The sequence below is a fragment of the Rhizobium sp. P1_E1 genome (assembly GCF_056406015.1).
The window spans coordinates 1-14,906 of sequence record NZ_JBFUAY010000127.1 but is presented as its reverse complement, the minus strand read 5'-3'; the positions used below and the strand labels follow the sequence as shown (position 1 = coordinate 14,906).

Below are 14,906 nucleotides of genomic sequence, written 5' to 3'. Positions count from 1 at the left end.
GGTCAGGACGGTGCCTATTTGGCCGAATTGCTCCTGGAGAAGGGCTATATCGTTCACGGCCTCAAGCGACGCTCATCGTCCTTCAACACCAGTCGAATCGAGCATCTATACGAGGATCCCCATGTCGAGAATCCGCGTTTTATTCTGCATTTCGGGGACATGACAGATTCAACGAATCTCATCCGTGTCGTTCAGGAAACGCAGCCAGACGAGGTCTATAATCTTGCCGCACAGAGCCACGTTCAAGTCTCTTTCGAGACGCCGGAATATACTGCCAACGCAGATGGAACCGGGACCCTTCGGCTGCTTGAAGCAATTCGCCTCCTTGGGCTGACCAGGAAGACCCGCTTCTATCAAGCGTCCACCTCCGAGCTCTACGGAAAAGTCCAGGAAGTCCCGCAGAGCGAAACGACCCCGTTCTACCCTCGATCACCCTACGCGGTGGCCAAGCTTTATGCCTATTGGATAGTGGTCAATTATCGCGAGGCATATGGCATGCACGCCTCGAACGGCATTTTGTTCAATCATGAAAGCCCGATCCGCGGCGAAACCTTCGTGACGCGTAAAATCACCCGGGCAGCGGCTGCGATCCATCTTGGGCTGCAGGAAAGGCTCTATCTCGGCAATTTGGATGCCAAGCGCGACTGGGGACATGCACGCGAATATGTCCGCGGCATGTGGCTGATGCTGCAGCAGGACGAACCGGAGGACTATGTCCTTGCGACCGGCGAAACGCACTCCGTTCGCTCCTTTGTCGACAAGGCCTTTGCAAAGGTCGGCATGCCTATTGATTGGCGTGGGAACGGGGTTGAGGAAAAGGGATACGATAAGACATCCGGCCAGTGTGTGGTGGAGATCGATCCAGCTTACTTCCGTCCGACCGAAGTTGATCTTCTGATTGGCGATCCGACGAAGGCGCATACGAAGCTTGGCTGGAAACATGAGACCAGTCTTGATCAGCTGGTTACGGAGATGGTTCGCGAGGATCTGAAGGTCATGGCACGAAACGTGCCGTCGGTAGGCGTAACCAAAGGTTTTGCCTATGCCTGAGGTGATCTATAGCCTTGCTGGAAAAAGGGTCTATGTCGCGGGCCACCGCGGCATGGTGGGCTCTGCGATCGTGCGGCGTCTCGCTTCCGAGGGCTGCGAGATTTTGACGGCCACCCGCGCCGAGGTCGATCTCAGACGGCAGGACCAGGTTGAGGCCTGGATGAACAAGAACCGTCCCGACGCCGTCTTCCTCGCTGCTGCGAGGGTCGGCGGTATTCTGGCGAACGATACCTATCCGGCCGACTTCCTTTACGACAACTTGATTCTCCAAGCGAACCTCATCCATGCAGCTCATAGAACTCACGTCGAAAAACTGATGTTTCTGGGCTCGTCCTGCATCTATCCAAAATTCGCCGATCAGCCGATCGTTGAGGACTCACTCCTGACTGGATCGCTTGAACCCACGAATGAATGGTATGCGGTTGCCAAGATTGCCGGACTAAAGCTCTGCCATGCTTATCGCAAACAGCACGGTAGAGATTTTATCTCGGCCATGCCTACCAATCTTTATGGTCCAGGGGATAATTTTGACCTCGGGTCAAGCCATGTCATGCCGGCGCTGATACGCAAGGCGCATGAGGCCAAGATCAACCAGCAGCAAGAGATATGCATCTGGGGCACTGGCACGCCGCGGCGCGAATTCCTGCATGTTGACGATTGCGCCGACGCCTGCCTCCATCTCATGAAGTCTTATTCCGCCGAAAGTCATGTGAACGTAGGTTCGGGCGAGGACATTACCATCCTGGATTTGGGATACCTCGTCTCCAAGGTCGTTGGTTTCGAAGGCAAGATCACGCGCGACCTGACCAAGCCAGACGGCACGCCACGTAAACTCTTGAGCGTCGACAAGCTTCGCACGCTCGGCTGGTCTCCTAAGATCGGTCTGAAGGAGGGTATCGCGGACGCCTACCGCTCCTTCCTTGATGGGCAATATCTCGAACGCAGCAACAGGCTATGTCCGGCGACTTGATCGGTCAAAGCGGCATCAGGTTTGGGAGAGCCAAGACTTCGGCGCCGCACGCGCCCACGCTCTCTACAGTCGCACATCATTCCTCGCGCACAGCGAATTTGCGCGAGGAATAATAAGGTTTTGTCTCGGGGGGGACGCACATGCTGGGGGGAGCAAATAATGCAACCAGTAGAAATTAGGATTGCAGCGTTAATTTTCCTAATAACCGTGTGGGCGATGATTATCAGAGCGGCAATGGATTTTTTCCCGGTCGAGATGCCGATACCGCTTGTCGCGCTCTTACACGGATAGTCCAGTCGGATGGCTCCGCGAGATTACTTCGGCTGGCTGTCGAACGACAATCGCTGCAGTAAAGTCGGCAGGCTTGGCCGCACCGCGTTCGAAACGCGTGGCCACTCTTTCCTGAAGCAGGGCGTTCAGTTCTTCCTCGCCGATCTTTGGCGCCGGTGGGTTTTCGACGAGGCGGTGAAACTCTCGATCGCTGAGCGATCTTGAAGGACAATATCGGAGGCTGAAAAAAGTATTACTTTTTGACCCCGTGACTTGGTTTTGCGGCGCTCTGAGACTATCTACATCCAGCCATCATCGTTGAAAGGTCCGCAAGCGATCTTTTAACGCGGACTTGAACAGTGGTCCAGAATAGGTTTTCGAAAGGATGTATCATGAAAGTCTCCGGCGATCTTCTCATCGGCGGCGCGGTTCTGCGGGGCGGCGCAGCCAGCTTTTCCGCCACCAATCCCGCCAGCGGCTCACCTATGGAGCCGAGCTTTGCGGGAGCGACGAAAGATCAGGTGGAGCAAGCCACGGCTGTCGCGTGGGATGCTTTTCCCATTTATCGGGAGACACCGCTGGAGAAGCGCGCGCTTCTCCTGGAGGCGATAGCTGAGAACATTCTCGAACTCGGTGACGATCTGATCCTGAGGGCAATGGACGAAACCGGCCTGCCGCGTGGGCGTCTCGAAGGCGAGCGAGCGAGAACCGTCGGCCAGCTTCGCCTGTTCGCCAAAGAGGTACGCGAAGGTGCATTCCAAGAACTCCGGTTCGATCCGGCCGATCCCGATCGGAAGCCTGCACCCAAGCCTGATCTTCGTCTTCGCAACGTGGCTCTCGGGCCTGTGGCGGTGTTTGGCGCTTCGAATTTCCCTCTTGCTTTCTCCGTCGCAGGAGGCGATACGGCCTCCGCCCTTGCGGCCGGTTGTCCGGTCATCGTGAAGGCTCATTCCGCCCACCCCGGAACGTCGGCGCTTGTCGGCAGCGCCGTCCAGCAGGCGGTCGCAGCAAGCGGCCTGCCGGCAGGAACTTTCGCCTTACTGTTCGACGCTGGTTTTGAGGTTGGACAGATGCTGGTCGCCGATCATCGGATACGTGCAGTGGGCTTTACGGGCTCCCGGCGCGGCGGAACCGCGCTGATGAAGATTGCCTCGGAGCGGAAGCAGCCAATTCCGGTCTACGCCGAAATGAGCAGCATCAATCCCGTCATCCTTTTCCCGAACGCCCTGCAGAACAACGCGGAAGCGATCGGGAAATCGTTCGCGTCCTCCTTGACCTTGGGAGCCGGTCAGTTCTGCACCAATCCAGGCCTCATCATCGCAATCGATGGCCCCGGCCTCGACGCGTTCATAAACGCTGCCTCCGCAGCTCTTCAGGAATCGCCGGCTCAAACGATGCTCACCGGGGGGATATGCGAGGCCTATCGGAAGGGTGTCGCCAGACTGTCGGCCTCGTCTTCCGTATCGCAGCTGGCGACGGGAAAGCAGGGAACGCCGCAACAGGCAGCGGCGGCCCTCTTTGAAACGAGCTCGGCCTCCTTCCTGTCAGAGCCCGAGCTTCAGGAGGAGATATTCGGCGCAGCAGGATTGATCGTGCGTTGCCGAGATGAAGCAGATCTGCGCCAGGTCGTGAACTCTTTGGAAGGTCAATTGACGATTGCCCTGCACGTCCACCAAGACGACTTGTCGAATGCTGCGGAAATGCTTTCCCAGTTGGAGCTCCTGGCCGGTCGTCTCCTCGTGAACGGGTTCGGCACCGGCGTCGAGGTTTCTCCGGCGATGGTGCACGGCGGGCCGTACCCGGCAACGTCCGACGGTCGGTCGACTTCAGTCGGCACGCTGGCAGTCTATCGGTTTTTGCGACCGGTTTCCTACCAGGACTTTCCACCTGAGTTGCTTCCGGCGCCACTTCAGAGCAGGTAGCTCCCAGCATCCGCGTTCTTACCAGCAGCCTATCTCGTGAGGGAAACGAGGGGGCGATCTTTCGAGGAGCACCCTCCCACCCCGCGCACGCGCGACCAAAGCTGCGGACATGGGCGGTTGACCGAAGATGCCCGTCCGGACCTCACCGCGAGTGGGACTGGTCGCCGGCTTGGACGGGGCCGACTTGCGCCAAAAGATCCTACTCCTCCGGCCGAGCCAGCACGAAATCGTGCTCTACCTGCCAGAACTTACCCAGGAAACCGAGCTCGTTGGCGCGTACCGGATCCTCAACCTGCTGGAACTTGGCAAGCAAGCTCTCCTTCACACCGAAGACGGCGTCAGAATGGATATACGGGTCGTCCGGATCAAAGATGTGTGTCGTGAGCGTCTCGAAGCCGTGAGCCTTGATGATGTAGTGCAGGTGGGCAGGCCTGTAGGGGTGGCGACCGAGCGCGCCGAGCAGCTTGCCAACCGGTCCATCCTCCGGGATTGGGTAATACTTAGGCTTGACCGCGCGAAACCAGTAACGGCCATCCGCGCCGGTGCGAAAGACGCCGCGGAGGTTGAAGTCTGGTTGGATCCCCTTCTGCTGCACGTCGTAGAAGCCTTCGTCGTTGGCCTGCCAGACGTCGATCACAGCGTTGGCAATCGGCCTGCCATCAGTGCCGAGGATGTGGCCGCCGATCACCATGTCCTCGCCCTTCTGATCGAGGCAGATGTTGGCGCCCATCGGCAGTTCCGGCGCGTCGGCAACGTGAAACGGGCCAAGAACAGTGCTTTCGGAAGCCCCTGAGGGCTTGCGGTTATTGATGGCGTCGACCAGCATCGACACGCCGAGCACGTCCGACAGCAGGATAAATTCCTGTCGCCATTCGTTGCATGTGTGCCCTGTGCGGGTGAGAAAAAGGATTGCCTTCATCCATTCCTCCTGCGTCGGCTCAAGCTCCTTTACCGCCTCGTGCAGCTTACGTGTTACGACCTCCATCACACGCTTCAGGCGCTGGTCTGTGGCGGTGGCGTTCCGGCTCGTCACCACCTCAACTGAGTTCTCCTCTGTGAAGAAACCCTTTTCATGTGCGTCAATCATGGCCTCATTTCCCTAAAACGGTGGTCAGCACGCGCCGCAGTTCGGCTGACGGATCGTCGACGATCGCCTCGCTTCGCCAGGCGATATGATGGTCGGGACGCACGAGCAGGACGCCACTGTCGCGGATTTCGCGCATATTCGCCCAGTCGCCGGTAAAGTCCTGCCAGGGCTGACGCGGACCGATCAGGTGTGCGGCTATATCGATGCCCCGTTCCTTCCCCACGGTTCGGGCGGCCTCGATCCAGCCCTGCCCGCCAATGCCGGTGAGCACCGTGAACTTGCCGTGTCCGGCAAGGTCGAGCGTCGACAGCTTTTCACCTGTCGCGGAATAAACCCAGGCATGCGGAAGCCTTGCACCCGGCCAACTCGTCTGCTGGCAGTGCAACTCCGGGTCTCTGGCGAACGCCGGCTCCGCCTGCCCATCCGTTACGATCGCGCCGGATCGATAGCGCTGGTTCATCTCGACGCCGTGGCAATCGAACTCATAGACTTTGTCGGCGATCGCCTTGCGGATGGCGGCGCGCTGTTCTTCAGCAGCAACCGTGTTGTTGCAGCGAGCATCCATGTTCTGCTGCATCTTAACCGGATCGATCGAATCAAGCAGGCCGAGCGCCTTGAAGATCGGCCCGAATTCTTCGATCGACTTGTTGGCGCGGGTGACGATCTGCTTGGCGACAGGCGCTCGCTCGTCCTGATAGCTATCGAGAAGTTTCTGGTCAGCGGCGCCCTTGAGGACGAAAGCCAGCTTCCATGCCAGGTTGAATGCATCCTGGATCGAGGTGTTCGAGCCGAGCCCGTTTGACGGTGGATGGCGATGGGTGGCGTCGCCCATGCAGAAGACGCGGCCGTTCGACATTGACGTGGCATACATGTTGTTGACGGTCCAGGTCGAGACCGACTTGATCGTCATCTCGAGATCGGGATCGCCGACCAGGTCGCGCACGACCTTCTTCGCATGCGCTTCATCCACCGAAGGGGCCGGCTGATTGATGTCGTAACCCCAGACGATCAGCCACTCGTTCCACGGCCTTACCATGCGCACCAGACCCATGCCGATGCCGCCGACATCGGCGCCCGGCTGCAGCACCCAGTAGAGCACCGAGGGTCGATGGGCGACCAGTCGCGACAGATCGGCCTCAAACAGAATGTTCATCGAACCGGCGACGCCCATCTTGCCTTCGAATGTCAGGCCCGCATGTTCCGCAACCCTGGAATTGCCGCCATCGGCGCCAACCAGATATTTCGAGCGGACGGTGAACTCCTTGCCGGTCAGCCGGTCGAGACAGGTCGTCGTAACCCCGTCTTCATCCTGTACATGGCTTAGATATTCCGTCGACATGCGCGATTGGCTGCCGCGCGAACAGGCCGTCTTGTAGAGCAGCGGCTCCATGAAGGTCTGCGGCAGGTCATTCATAAGGGTCGGCGAGGACAGCTGGTGCTCGGCGCGCGACAGCGGATGTTTGCCCCAGCTCTTCATCCGGCCGATCTCCTCGCCGGTGAGCGAGGTGCAGAAGACGTTCTCACCCATCAGGTCCTGCTCGGCCGCGAACATATAGGCCTCATCCTCCACGTCGCGGCCGAGATCGCGCAGCACCTCCATGGTGCGCTGGTTGGTGATGTGGGCGCGCGGTGTGCTGGCGAGCCAGCGGTAGCGGTTGATCACCAGGTTCTCGACCCCGTAGGACGAGAGCAGGGCAGCGCTGGCGGAGCCTGCTGGGCCGGTGCCGATGATGAGTACGTCGGTGGTAATGTCAGCCATGAGGCCCTCCCCTATGCGTGAGATTGAGCGGCCCGCCCTTCAGAACGCGGCGAACCGGGAAAAGCTGGATGCCGGTGCGTTCTGAGAACAGTCCCCAAAGGCCGCGCGGCGCAAACAGCATGATGGCGATGCCGAGAAGACCCAGCATCAGCAGGTACCAGGAGCCGTAATCGGCCAGGAGGTTCTGCAGCAGAAAAAAGATGATGACGCCGAGGATCGGTCCCTCGATCGTGCCGATGCCGCCGATCACGACGATGAAGATGACATAGGCGGTCCAGTCGGTGACCGAGAAGGCCGCATCCGGCGAAATCCGCGCCTTCTGCACATAGATCAGCGCCCCGGCAATGCCTGTCATGAAGGCGGTGGCGAGATAGACCAGCGTCTTCATCCGCCGCGCATCGACGCCGACGGCGCGGGCCGCCTGCTCGTTGTCGCGCACGGCGGCGAGACCAAGGCCCTGCTTGCTGCGCAGCAGCCCATAGATGAAGCCGATGGTCGCGACGACGAGGATCAGCGCCAGCCAGTAGGTCAGTGCATCGCCTGCCTGCGAGGCCTTCATGCCGAAGACATCGCGCATTGCGCTGACGCCCATCATGTCGCGGGTCGCATCCCGCGGCAACGAGGTGCCTGTGCCGCCGCCGAGCGCTTTCCACTGGGCCAGCAGCAACCGCACGACCTCGGCCACCACCCAGGTGCCTATGGCGAAATAGGGACCGTAAAGCCGAAAGGTGAAGAAGGCTGTGGGAATGGCAAGGGCGACCGAGAACAGCCCGGCAATCAGGATTGCAACGACCGGATCGATGCCGAACAGGATGACGCAGCCGAACATCGTATAGGCGCCGAAGCCGACGAAGACCTGCTGGCCGACCGAGATCAGCCCGGCATAACCGGCAAGCAGGTTCCAGTTCTGCGCCAAGACCAGCATGGTGAGGATGAAGAACAAGTCCTGGATGACGCCGCGCGAGACGATGAAGGGTGCGGCGAAGGCAAGCAGCAAAAGGGCAATGATCGCCGCGGCGGACAATGTCGATGCCCTGGTGCGCGTCTCGACGGTGAAGGAGGGAATGGCCATGGTCATCGATGCACCTCAATCCACCGCGCGCGGGAAAAGGCCGCGCGGCTTGAACAGGAGAACGGCGAGGAATGCCAGATGGCCGGCAAGGATCTGCCATTCCGGATTGATCGCAGCGCCCAGCGTCTGGGCAACGCCGAGAATGATGCCGCCGGCGAGCGTGCCCCAGAGCGAGCCAAGCCCGCCGATGATCACCGCCTCGAAGGCATAGATCAGCCGCGCCGATCCTGATGTCGGATCGAAATTTGCTCGCGTCCCGAGGTAGAGAGCCGCGATCGTCACCACGACCATGGCAAGTCCCGTCGCCGTGGCGAAGATACGTTGCGGCCGGATGCCCATCAGCCCTGCTGTCACCGGATCGTCCGAGGTTGCCCGGAAGGCGCGGCCGACGGACGTGCGATAGATCAGCTGGTTGAGACAGACGATGACGGCGACCGCCGAAAGGAAGGTCATCAGCGGCATGATGCCGGCGGTGACGGGGCCCAAATTCACGGAGGCGCTTTCGAGGCTGCCGGCAAAGACGCGGCGGCTATCGGCGGAAAAACCTTCGAGCAAGCCGTTCTGGATGACGATCGACAGGCCGAAGGTGACGAGCAGCGGCGGCAGGATATCCTTGCCGAGCGTGCGGTTGAGCAGGAAATATTGCAGGCCCCAACCGATGGCGAACATCAGCGGCATCGCTATCAGGGCGGCAACAAACGGGTCGAGCCCGAGTGTCGTCACCAGCACCAGGATCAGGAAGGCGGCAAGCACGATCAGGTCGCCATGGGCGAGGTTGACCAGCCGCATAATGCCGAAGACGAGACTGAGCCCCGCTGCAAACAGCGCATAGAGCCCGCCGAGCAGCACGCCCTGGAGAATGGTATCAAGCCAGTTCATGGTGATCCGTCCCGAAATAGGCCTTGTGGATGTCGTTGCGGCTAAGATCGGCGGCGCGGCCGAAGAGCGTCACCCGCCCTTCCATCATGCAGTAGACGCGGTCGGCCACCTTCAGCGCCTGGGCGATGTCCTGCTCGACGATGACGATCGAAGCGCCGGTCTCGCGGATTCGTGGAAAGGCGGCGTAGATATCGCGGACCACGACAGGCGCCAGACCGAGGCTGATCTCGTCGCAGAGCAGCACCGCCGGATTGGACATCAGCCCGCGGCCGATCGCCACCATCTGCTGCTGCCCGCCGGAAAGTGCTGTGGCCGGATTGTCGCGCCGCTCCTTGAGGACCGGGAACAGCGAAAAGACGCTTTCGAGCGTCCACGGCCCATCGACCTTGCGGCCATAATTGCCGATCAGCAGGTTCTCCTCGACACTCAGCGATGGAAAGAGCTTTCGCCCTTCCGGCACCATTGCAATGCCGCGCGCCAGAATGTCAGGCGCCGGCAGCGCGCCGATCGGCTCGTCGCGGTAAAGGATCGACGAAGCCGCATTGGCGAGCACGCCCGAGATCGAGCGCATCAGCGTCGTCTTGCCGGCGCCGTTGGCGCCGATGATGGCGATGGTTTCGCCGGCGCCGACCGTAATATCGACACCGAACAGCGCCTGGAAATCACCGTAGGAGGCAGTCAAGCCTCTGGTTTCGAGCAGCGCCATCAGATCTCGATCCCCAGATAGATTTCGCGCACATCGCGCGAGGCCATGATGTCCTGCGGCTTGCCGATGCCGATGACCCTGCCGAAGTGCAGCACCAGCAGCCGCTCGACGACGGAATTCAGCGCGTGCAGCACATGCTCGATCCAGATGACCGCAACGCCGCGCGCATGAATGGCGCGGATCGTGGCAACCAACGACCGGCATTCGCCCTCGGTCAGTCCGCCGGCGATTTCATCGAGCAGCAGCAGCTTCGGTTCCGTCGCCAGCGCGCGCGCCAGTTCCAGCCGCTTGCGCTGTAGTAGCGACAGGCCTCCGGCCAGCACATTCGCCTTGTCGATCAGCCCTGTATCCACCAGGATTTCGGCGCAGCGGTCCGACACCTCGGCCTCGCGCCGCCGCGAGCCGAAAGCGCCGGCGACCAGGAGGTTTTCAAAGACCGTCAGCTTCTCGAACGGCTGCGGGATCTGGAAGGTGCGGCCCATTCCCGACAGGCAGCGCGCCATCGGCGGCGTGCGCGTCACATCGCTGCCGAGAAAGCGGATGCTGCCGCTATCGGCGGCGATATTGCCGGTGATCAGATTGAAGAGCGTCGACTTGCCGGCGCCGTTCGGCCCGATGATCCCCAGCGCCTCGCCTTCGCCGACGGCAAAGGAAATCTGCTCGGCGACGGTCAACGCTCCGAATTTCTTCGAGACACCATCGAGTTCGAGAATTGCCAAACCCATTCCTCCCAGAACAGGCGGGGCCTCTGGCAGGCCCCGCGCCCAAAATCAGGCGATAGCTTCCATCTTGCCGCCGACCGGTATGTTCGGCGCCGTCTTATTGTCGGTGATGACGAGATCGTAGCCGCCGCCGTCTTTGAGCCGCCACTGGCCGCCGACGAGCGGCGTCTTGGCAATGTTCTTGGCGGCAAACGGTGGCAGGCCCTTGCCGTCCCAGGCGATCGGCCCGACCAGCGTATCGAGCTTGGTCGCCGCAATCGCCTGCGCGACGGCATCCCCATCCTTGGGGTCTCCGGCCCGCTTCATCGCATCCACCGCCAGCTCGAACAGCGCATGGGCAAAACCGATCGGCTGTGTCCAGGGCCTGTTAGTCGCCTTGGTGAAGGCGGCTGCCACCTGTGCCGCACTTTCCCCCGTCAAGGACGACTTGAACGGATGGCTCGGCGTCCACCAGACTTCCGACGACAGATTATGCCCGGCATTGCCAAGCGCCTCCACGGTCTGCGGGAAGAGTAGCGCCTTGCCGATCGAGGCGATTTTCGGGGCGAAACCCTGCTGCTTGGCCTGGTTCCAGAAGGTGGTGAAGTCAGGCGGGATCACCACGCCGGTGATGATCTCGCACTGGCCCGATTTGAAGGCGTTGATCTGCGCCGAAAAATCGTCGGTCATATTCTGGTAGCGGCCGGGGTCGATCAGGCCATAGCCCATCTTCTCCAGCACCGGCGGGAAGCCGACGACCTTATCGCCCCAGGCATTGCCATCGCCATCATTGGGGAACAAGCCGCCGACCTTCTTATTGGTCTCGATCTGCGCCCACATATTGGTGAAGACGGAGATGACGTCCTCGAGACCCCAGAAGAAGTGATAGGCATAGTTGAATGGTTTCCACGAGGTGGGGTCGCCGGGATTGCCCTGCTGGCCGATGAACCAGGGTTGCCAGGGCGCCACCGTCGAAATACAGGGCATTTCCTCGGCCTCGCAGGTGGTCGCCACCGGATTGGTGGTCTCCGGCGTCGAGGCGACGAGGATCAGATTCACCTCATCGGTGACGATCAGTTCCTTGGCGACCTCCGCCGCCCGGTTCGGATTGGACTGGCTGTCCTTGACGACGACCTCATAGTTGAGACCCATCGACTTGGTGGTCGTCAGAAAGCTGTCGATGACGAATTTGTCGGCCTCACCGAAGGCGGCAAGCGGCCCCGTCTGCGGGCTGACATAACCGAGCTTGATCGCAGCATCCTGTGCGATTGCGGGGGCGGCAAGCCCGGATGTCGCCACCAGTGCCCCGGTGGCGGCCGTCGTCATCAGAAAATCGCGTCTCGTAAACATGTTTCCTCCTCCCATTTTTCTCTCCTCCCAGAGAGCGTGATGTCTGTCGTCAACTCATGCCGGTCGTTTGCCCTGCCAGGCATCCTGTAGCAGGGCACGAATGGATTGCCGGTCGATCGGCCTCGGATTCCAATAGGGATTTTCGGTGGCGATCTCGGCTGCGCGATCGAGATCGGTTTCGCTGAGGCCAAGATCCTTCAGCGCCTGCGGTGAACCGATCTGACTGGCGAAATCCCAAAGCCCGCCGCCGACCGAACCGCCAAAGATATCGGCGACAGGCGCCAGAAGTTCCGGCACGGCAGCGGCATTGTAGGCGGCGGTGTGGGGCAGCATGATCGCATGCGTGTCGGCGTGCGGCGTATCGAAAGTGCCGCCCAGCGTGTGGCAGATCTTGTGGTGCAGGGCCATACCGACCGYACCGAGCACGGTGCCGCAGAGCCAGGCGCCGTAGAGCGCATCGGCGCGGACATCGGCATCCCGCGGCACAGCGACGATGTCGGGCAGACTGGTCTTGAAGGCCCGCAGCCCCTCCGCCGCCATCAGTGTCGATATCGGGTTGCGATCCTGCGCGTAGAGCGCCTCGACCGCATGGGCCATGGCATTCAGGCCCGAGGTGACGCTCATGCCAACCGGCAGGCCGAGCGTCAGGGCGGGGTCGTAGATCACCACCTCAGGCAGGATGCTCGCATGGCGCACGGTGGTCTTGCGCCCGCCCTCCGTCTGGCCGAGGATAGGCGTGACTTCCGATCCGGCATAGGTCGTCGGAATGACGATCTGATGCAGATCCGTGCGATAGGCGATTGCCTTGCCGAGCCCGGTGGTCGATCCGCCGCCGAGCGAAACGACGCAATCGGCCTGCGTTCGGAGAACCACTTCCATCGCCTCTTCGGTGACATCGACTGGCGTGTGCATGACGGCGCCGGCAAAGACGCCGACGGCGAGAGAGCCCAGCCGCGCGGCCAACGCTTCAGCGTCGGCCCTCTGTTGCGGCGTCGAGAGGACGAACGCCTTGGCGCATCCGAGCTTTTCCACCCATTCGCCGGCGGCAGCGCTCTTGCCTTCGCCGAAGACGATATGGGCGGGGCTGCCGCTATAGATGAAATCGCGGCTCATGTGTCGCCTCTCCGTCTGGCGCGGACCATGACGAAGGCGAGGTCGAGCCGCCAGGTCGTTGCGCCCTTGCCTTGCCGCTCGCCCTGGCGCTCGAAGCTTCGCACTAGCTCCGGCTTGACGCCGAAGATCGCGTCTTCGGCCAGATGCGGATCGCTGCCGTCATAGATATGCGTGGTGATCGTCTCGAAGCCCGGCGCCTTGATGATGAAATGAAGATGCGCCGGGCGGCGCAGCGGATAGCCCGCCTCCCGCAGAAGCTTTCCCACCGGACCATCATCGGGCACGCCATAGCCACATGGCTTGATGGTCCGATAGTGGAAACGTCCGTCCGCATCCGTGCGGAAGCTGCCGCGCAGATTGAATTCCGGCTGCTGGTCCGGCTGCTGGTTTTCGTAGAGCCCTTGAGCATTGGCCTGCCAGGTTATGATTTCGGCATTTGCGATAGGATCGCCATCGAGATCCTGCACGCGGCCGGAAACCTCCAGTGTCTCGCCGATTCCATCGAGGGAAATATTGCCGCCGAGCGGCAGTTGCGGAACGTCAGCGCGGAAGAAAGGTCCGCGCACGGTGTTGGGGGTGGCCGTCTTCGGACGGCGCGAATTGATCTCCTCGACCAGTGCCGAAGCGCCGAGCAGATCTGACAGCAGCACCCACTCCTGGCGCCGCTCGTCGCTGGCGTGGCCGACATCGGTCAGAAATTCGATCACCTTGCGCCAGTCCGCCTGGGTCGGCCGCAATTCCCGGATGAGGGCATGAAGATGCGTCACCGCCGCCGCGAGAACCTGCGGCAGGCTGTGCTCCTTTGATGGCGGAAGTCGTTGCGCGAACATGTCATGCGAGTTGACCTCGCTGAAATTCAGCGCCATCGGACCCGGCGTCATGCGTCTCCTCCAAGGCAATGGCTGGTGGAGATCAATTTAGTGCAAACGCGCCGAACCGATAATGATTTTATTCACGATTAATATATCATATCGTTATGAAGATAGACGAACGCCACCTTGTCCAGCTTGCCGCAGTCGTTAAAACCGGCGGGGTCACCGAGGGAGCAGCCCTGCTCGGCCTATCGCAGCCGGCCGTCTCGCGCACGCTCTCGATGCTCGAAGCCCGCATCGGCGAACCGCTGTTCGTCAAGGGGCGACGGCCGCTGCAGCCAACACCATTGGGACGAGCGCTGGCCGATCACGGTCAGACCATGTTGTCGGCATCACGCAAGGCCTCCGATGTCGTCGAAAGCTTTCGGGTCGGCAGGAGCGGCGTGGTACGTGTCGGCGGCACGCCTTTTTTCATGGACGCGTTGATCGCCGGGATGGTCGCCGAGTTCCAGAACCTGCATCCAGACGTGCGCATCGACCAGACCTATGGTTATTTCCCAGACCTCCGGGCCGCGCTCAATGCCGACCAGATCGACCTTGCCATCTGTCCAATCGATATTCTCGACGAGGGCTCCGGCCTTGAATTCCAGCAAATCCTGCCCGGCCGTAACGTCATCGCCTGCCGGGTCACCCATCCATTGCTGTTGAAGCGGCGGCCTCAACCGGCACACCTGCTCGATTTTCCCTGGGTGGCACCACCGCCAGGCAGCCCGCTGCTTACCGATCTGCGCAGCATGCTCCTGTCTTTCGGCGCAACCGAAGTCAAGATTCGCTATTCGGGCGGCTCCCTCATGAGCGTCGTCCACTACATGAAGGCGGCTGATGCACTGACCATCATGCCGCACAGCGTCGTCTTCGCATTGCGTAACGAAAAATCCATCACAGCCCTGTCCGTCCCCATCCCCCATCCGGAACGCGCGCTCGGTCTGTTGAAGCGTTCGGACGCACCTCGCACGCCCGCCGTAGATCATTTCGCCCGCCACATCCGCACGGGCTTCGATAACCTCAAGCACCTGATCAAGCGGCATGAGCAGTCAGTGGTCTGGGGCTCATAAACACGATGCAAGAATTTGATGTAGGTTGGCGCCACTACACATTCGACTTGACATCGACGACCCAGATACAGCCGGGTTGTCCTTCCTCATGGCCATATTC

At 61.0% G+C, this 14,906-nt stretch carries 13 protein-coding genes and 1 pseudogene; 5 read left to right on the top strand and 9 right to left on the bottom strand.

Annotated elements, in window-relative coordinates:
* The 4 genes and pseudogenes from gmd to AC1D1Z_RS27410 all read left to right on the top strand — a co-directional run.
* A partial coding sequence (gene gmd, locus AC1D1Z_RS27425; protein WP_477852170.1) for a GDP-mannose 4,6-dehydratase occupies positions 1 to 1,050 on the top strand: 1,050 nt, incomplete at its 5' end.
* Positions 1,043 to 2,133, top strand: a pseudogene (fcl, locus tag AC1D1Z_RS27420) (GDP-L-fucose synthase). The gene gmd and the pseudogene fcl, both read left to right, overlap by 8 nt.
* 187 nt (positions 2,134 to 2,320) lie before the next feature.
* Positions 2,321 to 2,515 (top strand): hypothetical protein, encoded by a 195-nt coding sequence (locus AC1D1Z_RS27415; RefSeq protein WP_131647624.1) that lies wholly within the window; start codon positions 2,321 to 2,323, stop codon positions 2,513 to 2,515.
* A 167-nt stretch (positions 2,516 to 2,682) separates the two neighbouring features.
* Positions 2,683 to 4,212, top strand: a complete 1,530-nt coding sequence (locus AC1D1Z_RS27410) for an aldehyde dehydrogenase (NADP(+)) (RefSeq protein ID WP_131647623.1) — start codon at positions 2,683 to 2,685, stop codon at positions 4,210 to 4,212.
* A gap of 199 nt (positions 4,213 to 4,411) precedes the next feature.
* Here AC1D1Z_RS27410 and AC1D1Z_RS27405 read toward each other — a convergent pair whose 3' ends face one another.
* Genes AC1D1Z_RS27405 through AC1D1Z_RS27365 form a run of 9 tightly spaced genes read right to left on the bottom strand, consistent with a single transcriptional unit; the run spans position 4,412 to position 13,760 of the window.
* Positions 4,412 to 5,299, bottom strand: a complete 888-nt coding sequence (locus tag AC1D1Z_RS27405; protein WP_131647622.1) for an intradiol ring-cleavage dioxygenase — start codon at positions 5,297 to 5,299, stop codon at positions 4,412 to 4,414.
* Between the two features lie 4 nt (positions 5,300 to 5,303).
* Positions 5,304 to 7,058: an FAD-dependent oxidoreductase gene (locus AC1D1Z_RS27400; RefSeq protein ID WP_131647621.1), complete on the bottom strand. Its 1,755-nt coding sequence runs from the start codon at positions 7,056 to 7,058 to the stop codon at positions 5,304 to 5,306.
* Positions 7,051 to 8,136, bottom strand: coding sequence for a branched-chain amino acid ABC transporter permease (locus tag AC1D1Z_RS27395; protein WP_131647620.1), 1,086 nt, complete (start codon positions 8,134 to 8,136; stop codon positions 7,051 to 7,053). The genes AC1D1Z_RS27400 and AC1D1Z_RS27395 overlap by 8 nt, the downstream gene beginning before the upstream one ends.
* A 9-nt stretch (positions 8,137 to 8,145) precedes the next feature.
* Complete coding sequence (locus tag AC1D1Z_RS27390; protein ID WP_131647619.1) at positions 8,146 to 9,009, bottom strand: branched-chain amino acid ABC transporter permease; 864 nt, start codon at positions 9,007 to 9,009, stop codon at positions 8,146 to 8,148.
* Positions 8,996 to 9,715: an ABC transporter ATP-binding protein gene (locus tag AC1D1Z_RS27385; RefSeq protein ID WP_047622217.1), complete on the bottom strand. Its 720-nt coding sequence runs from the start codon at positions 9,713 to 9,715 to the stop codon at positions 8,996 to 8,998. Before AC1D1Z_RS27385 ends, AC1D1Z_RS27390 begins: the two co-directional genes overlap by 14 nt.
* The gene (locus tag AC1D1Z_RS27380; RefSeq protein WP_018247089.1) at positions 9,715 to 10,434 is read right to left on the bottom strand and encodes an ABC transporter ATP-binding protein; all 720 of its coding nucleotides are present in this window, start codon (positions 10,432 to 10,434) and stop codon (positions 9,715 to 9,717) included. Before AC1D1Z_RS27380 ends, AC1D1Z_RS27385 begins: the two co-directional genes overlap by 1 nt.
* A 51-nt stretch (positions 10,435 to 10,485) precedes the next feature.
* Positions 10,486 to 11,766, bottom strand: a complete 1,281-nt coding sequence (locus tag AC1D1Z_RS27375; RefSeq protein ID WP_131647618.1) for an ABC transporter substrate-binding protein — start codon at positions 11,764 to 11,766, stop codon at positions 10,486 to 10,488.
* 54 nt (positions 11,767 to 11,820) lie between these two features.
* On the bottom strand, positions 11,821 to 12,879 hold the full coding sequence (locus tag AC1D1Z_RS27370; protein ID WP_477852167.1) for a maleylacetate reductase: 1,059 nt from the start codon (positions 12,877 to 12,879) through the stop codon (positions 11,821 to 11,823).
* A complete protein-coding gene (locus AC1D1Z_RS27365; RefSeq protein WP_131647617.1) occupies positions 12,876 to 13,760 on the bottom strand; it encodes a dioxygenase family protein in 885 nt (294 codons plus the stop codon). Before AC1D1Z_RS27365 ends, AC1D1Z_RS27370 begins: the two co-directional genes overlap by 4 nt.
* A gap of 95 nt (positions 13,761 to 13,855) precedes the next feature.
* On the opposite strand from AC1D1Z_RS27365, the gene AC1D1Z_RS27360 reads away from it, so the two are divergent.
* Positions 13,856 to 14,806 carry a LysR family transcriptional regulator gene (locus AC1D1Z_RS27360; RefSeq protein ID WP_131647616.1) on the top strand — a complete coding sequence of 317 codons (951 nt, stop codon included), beginning with the start codon at positions 13,856 to 13,858 and terminating at the stop codon, positions 14,804 to 14,806.
* Positions 14,807 to 14,906: the final 100 nt, after the last annotated feature.

Coding starts and splice junctions, on each gene's coding strand:
- AC1D1Z_RS27360 (WP_131647616.1), top strand. CDS start 13,856: ATGAAGATAGACGAACGCCACCTTGTCCAGCTTGCCGCAGTCGTTAAA.
- AC1D1Z_RS27390 (WP_131647619.1), bottom strand. CDS start 9,009: ATGAACTGGCTTGATACCATTCTCCAGGGCGTGCTGCTCGGCGGGCTC.
- AC1D1Z_RS27365 (WP_131647617.1), bottom strand. CDS start 13,760: ATGACGCCGGGTCCGATGGCGCTGAATTTCAGCGAGGTCAACTCGCAT.
- AC1D1Z_RS27395 (WP_131647620.1), bottom strand. CDS start 8,136: ATGACCATGGCCATTCCCTCCTTCACCGTCGAGACGCGCACCAGGGCA.
- AC1D1Z_RS27375 (WP_131647618.1), bottom strand. CDS start 11,766: ATGTTTACGAGACGCGATTTTCTGATGACGACGGCCGCCACCGGGGCA.
- AC1D1Z_RS27415 (WP_131647624.1), top strand. CDS start 2,321: ATGGCTCCGCGAGATTACTTCGGCTGGCTGTCGAACGACAATCGCTGC.
- AC1D1Z_RS27385 (WP_047622217.1), bottom strand. CDS start 9,715: ATGGCGCTGCTCGAAACCAGAGGCTTGACTGCCTCCTACGGTGATTTC.
- AC1D1Z_RS27400 (WP_131647621.1), bottom strand. CDS start 7,058: ATGGCTGACATTACCACCGACGTACTCATCATCGGCACCGGCCCAGCA.
- AC1D1Z_RS27405 (WP_131647622.1), bottom strand. CDS start 5,299: ATGATTGACGCACATGAAAAGGGTTTCTTCACAGAGGAGAACTCAGTT.
- AC1D1Z_RS27410 (WP_131647623.1), top strand. CDS start 2,683: ATGAAAGTCTCCGGCGATCTTCTCATCGGCGGCGCGGTTCTGCGGGGC.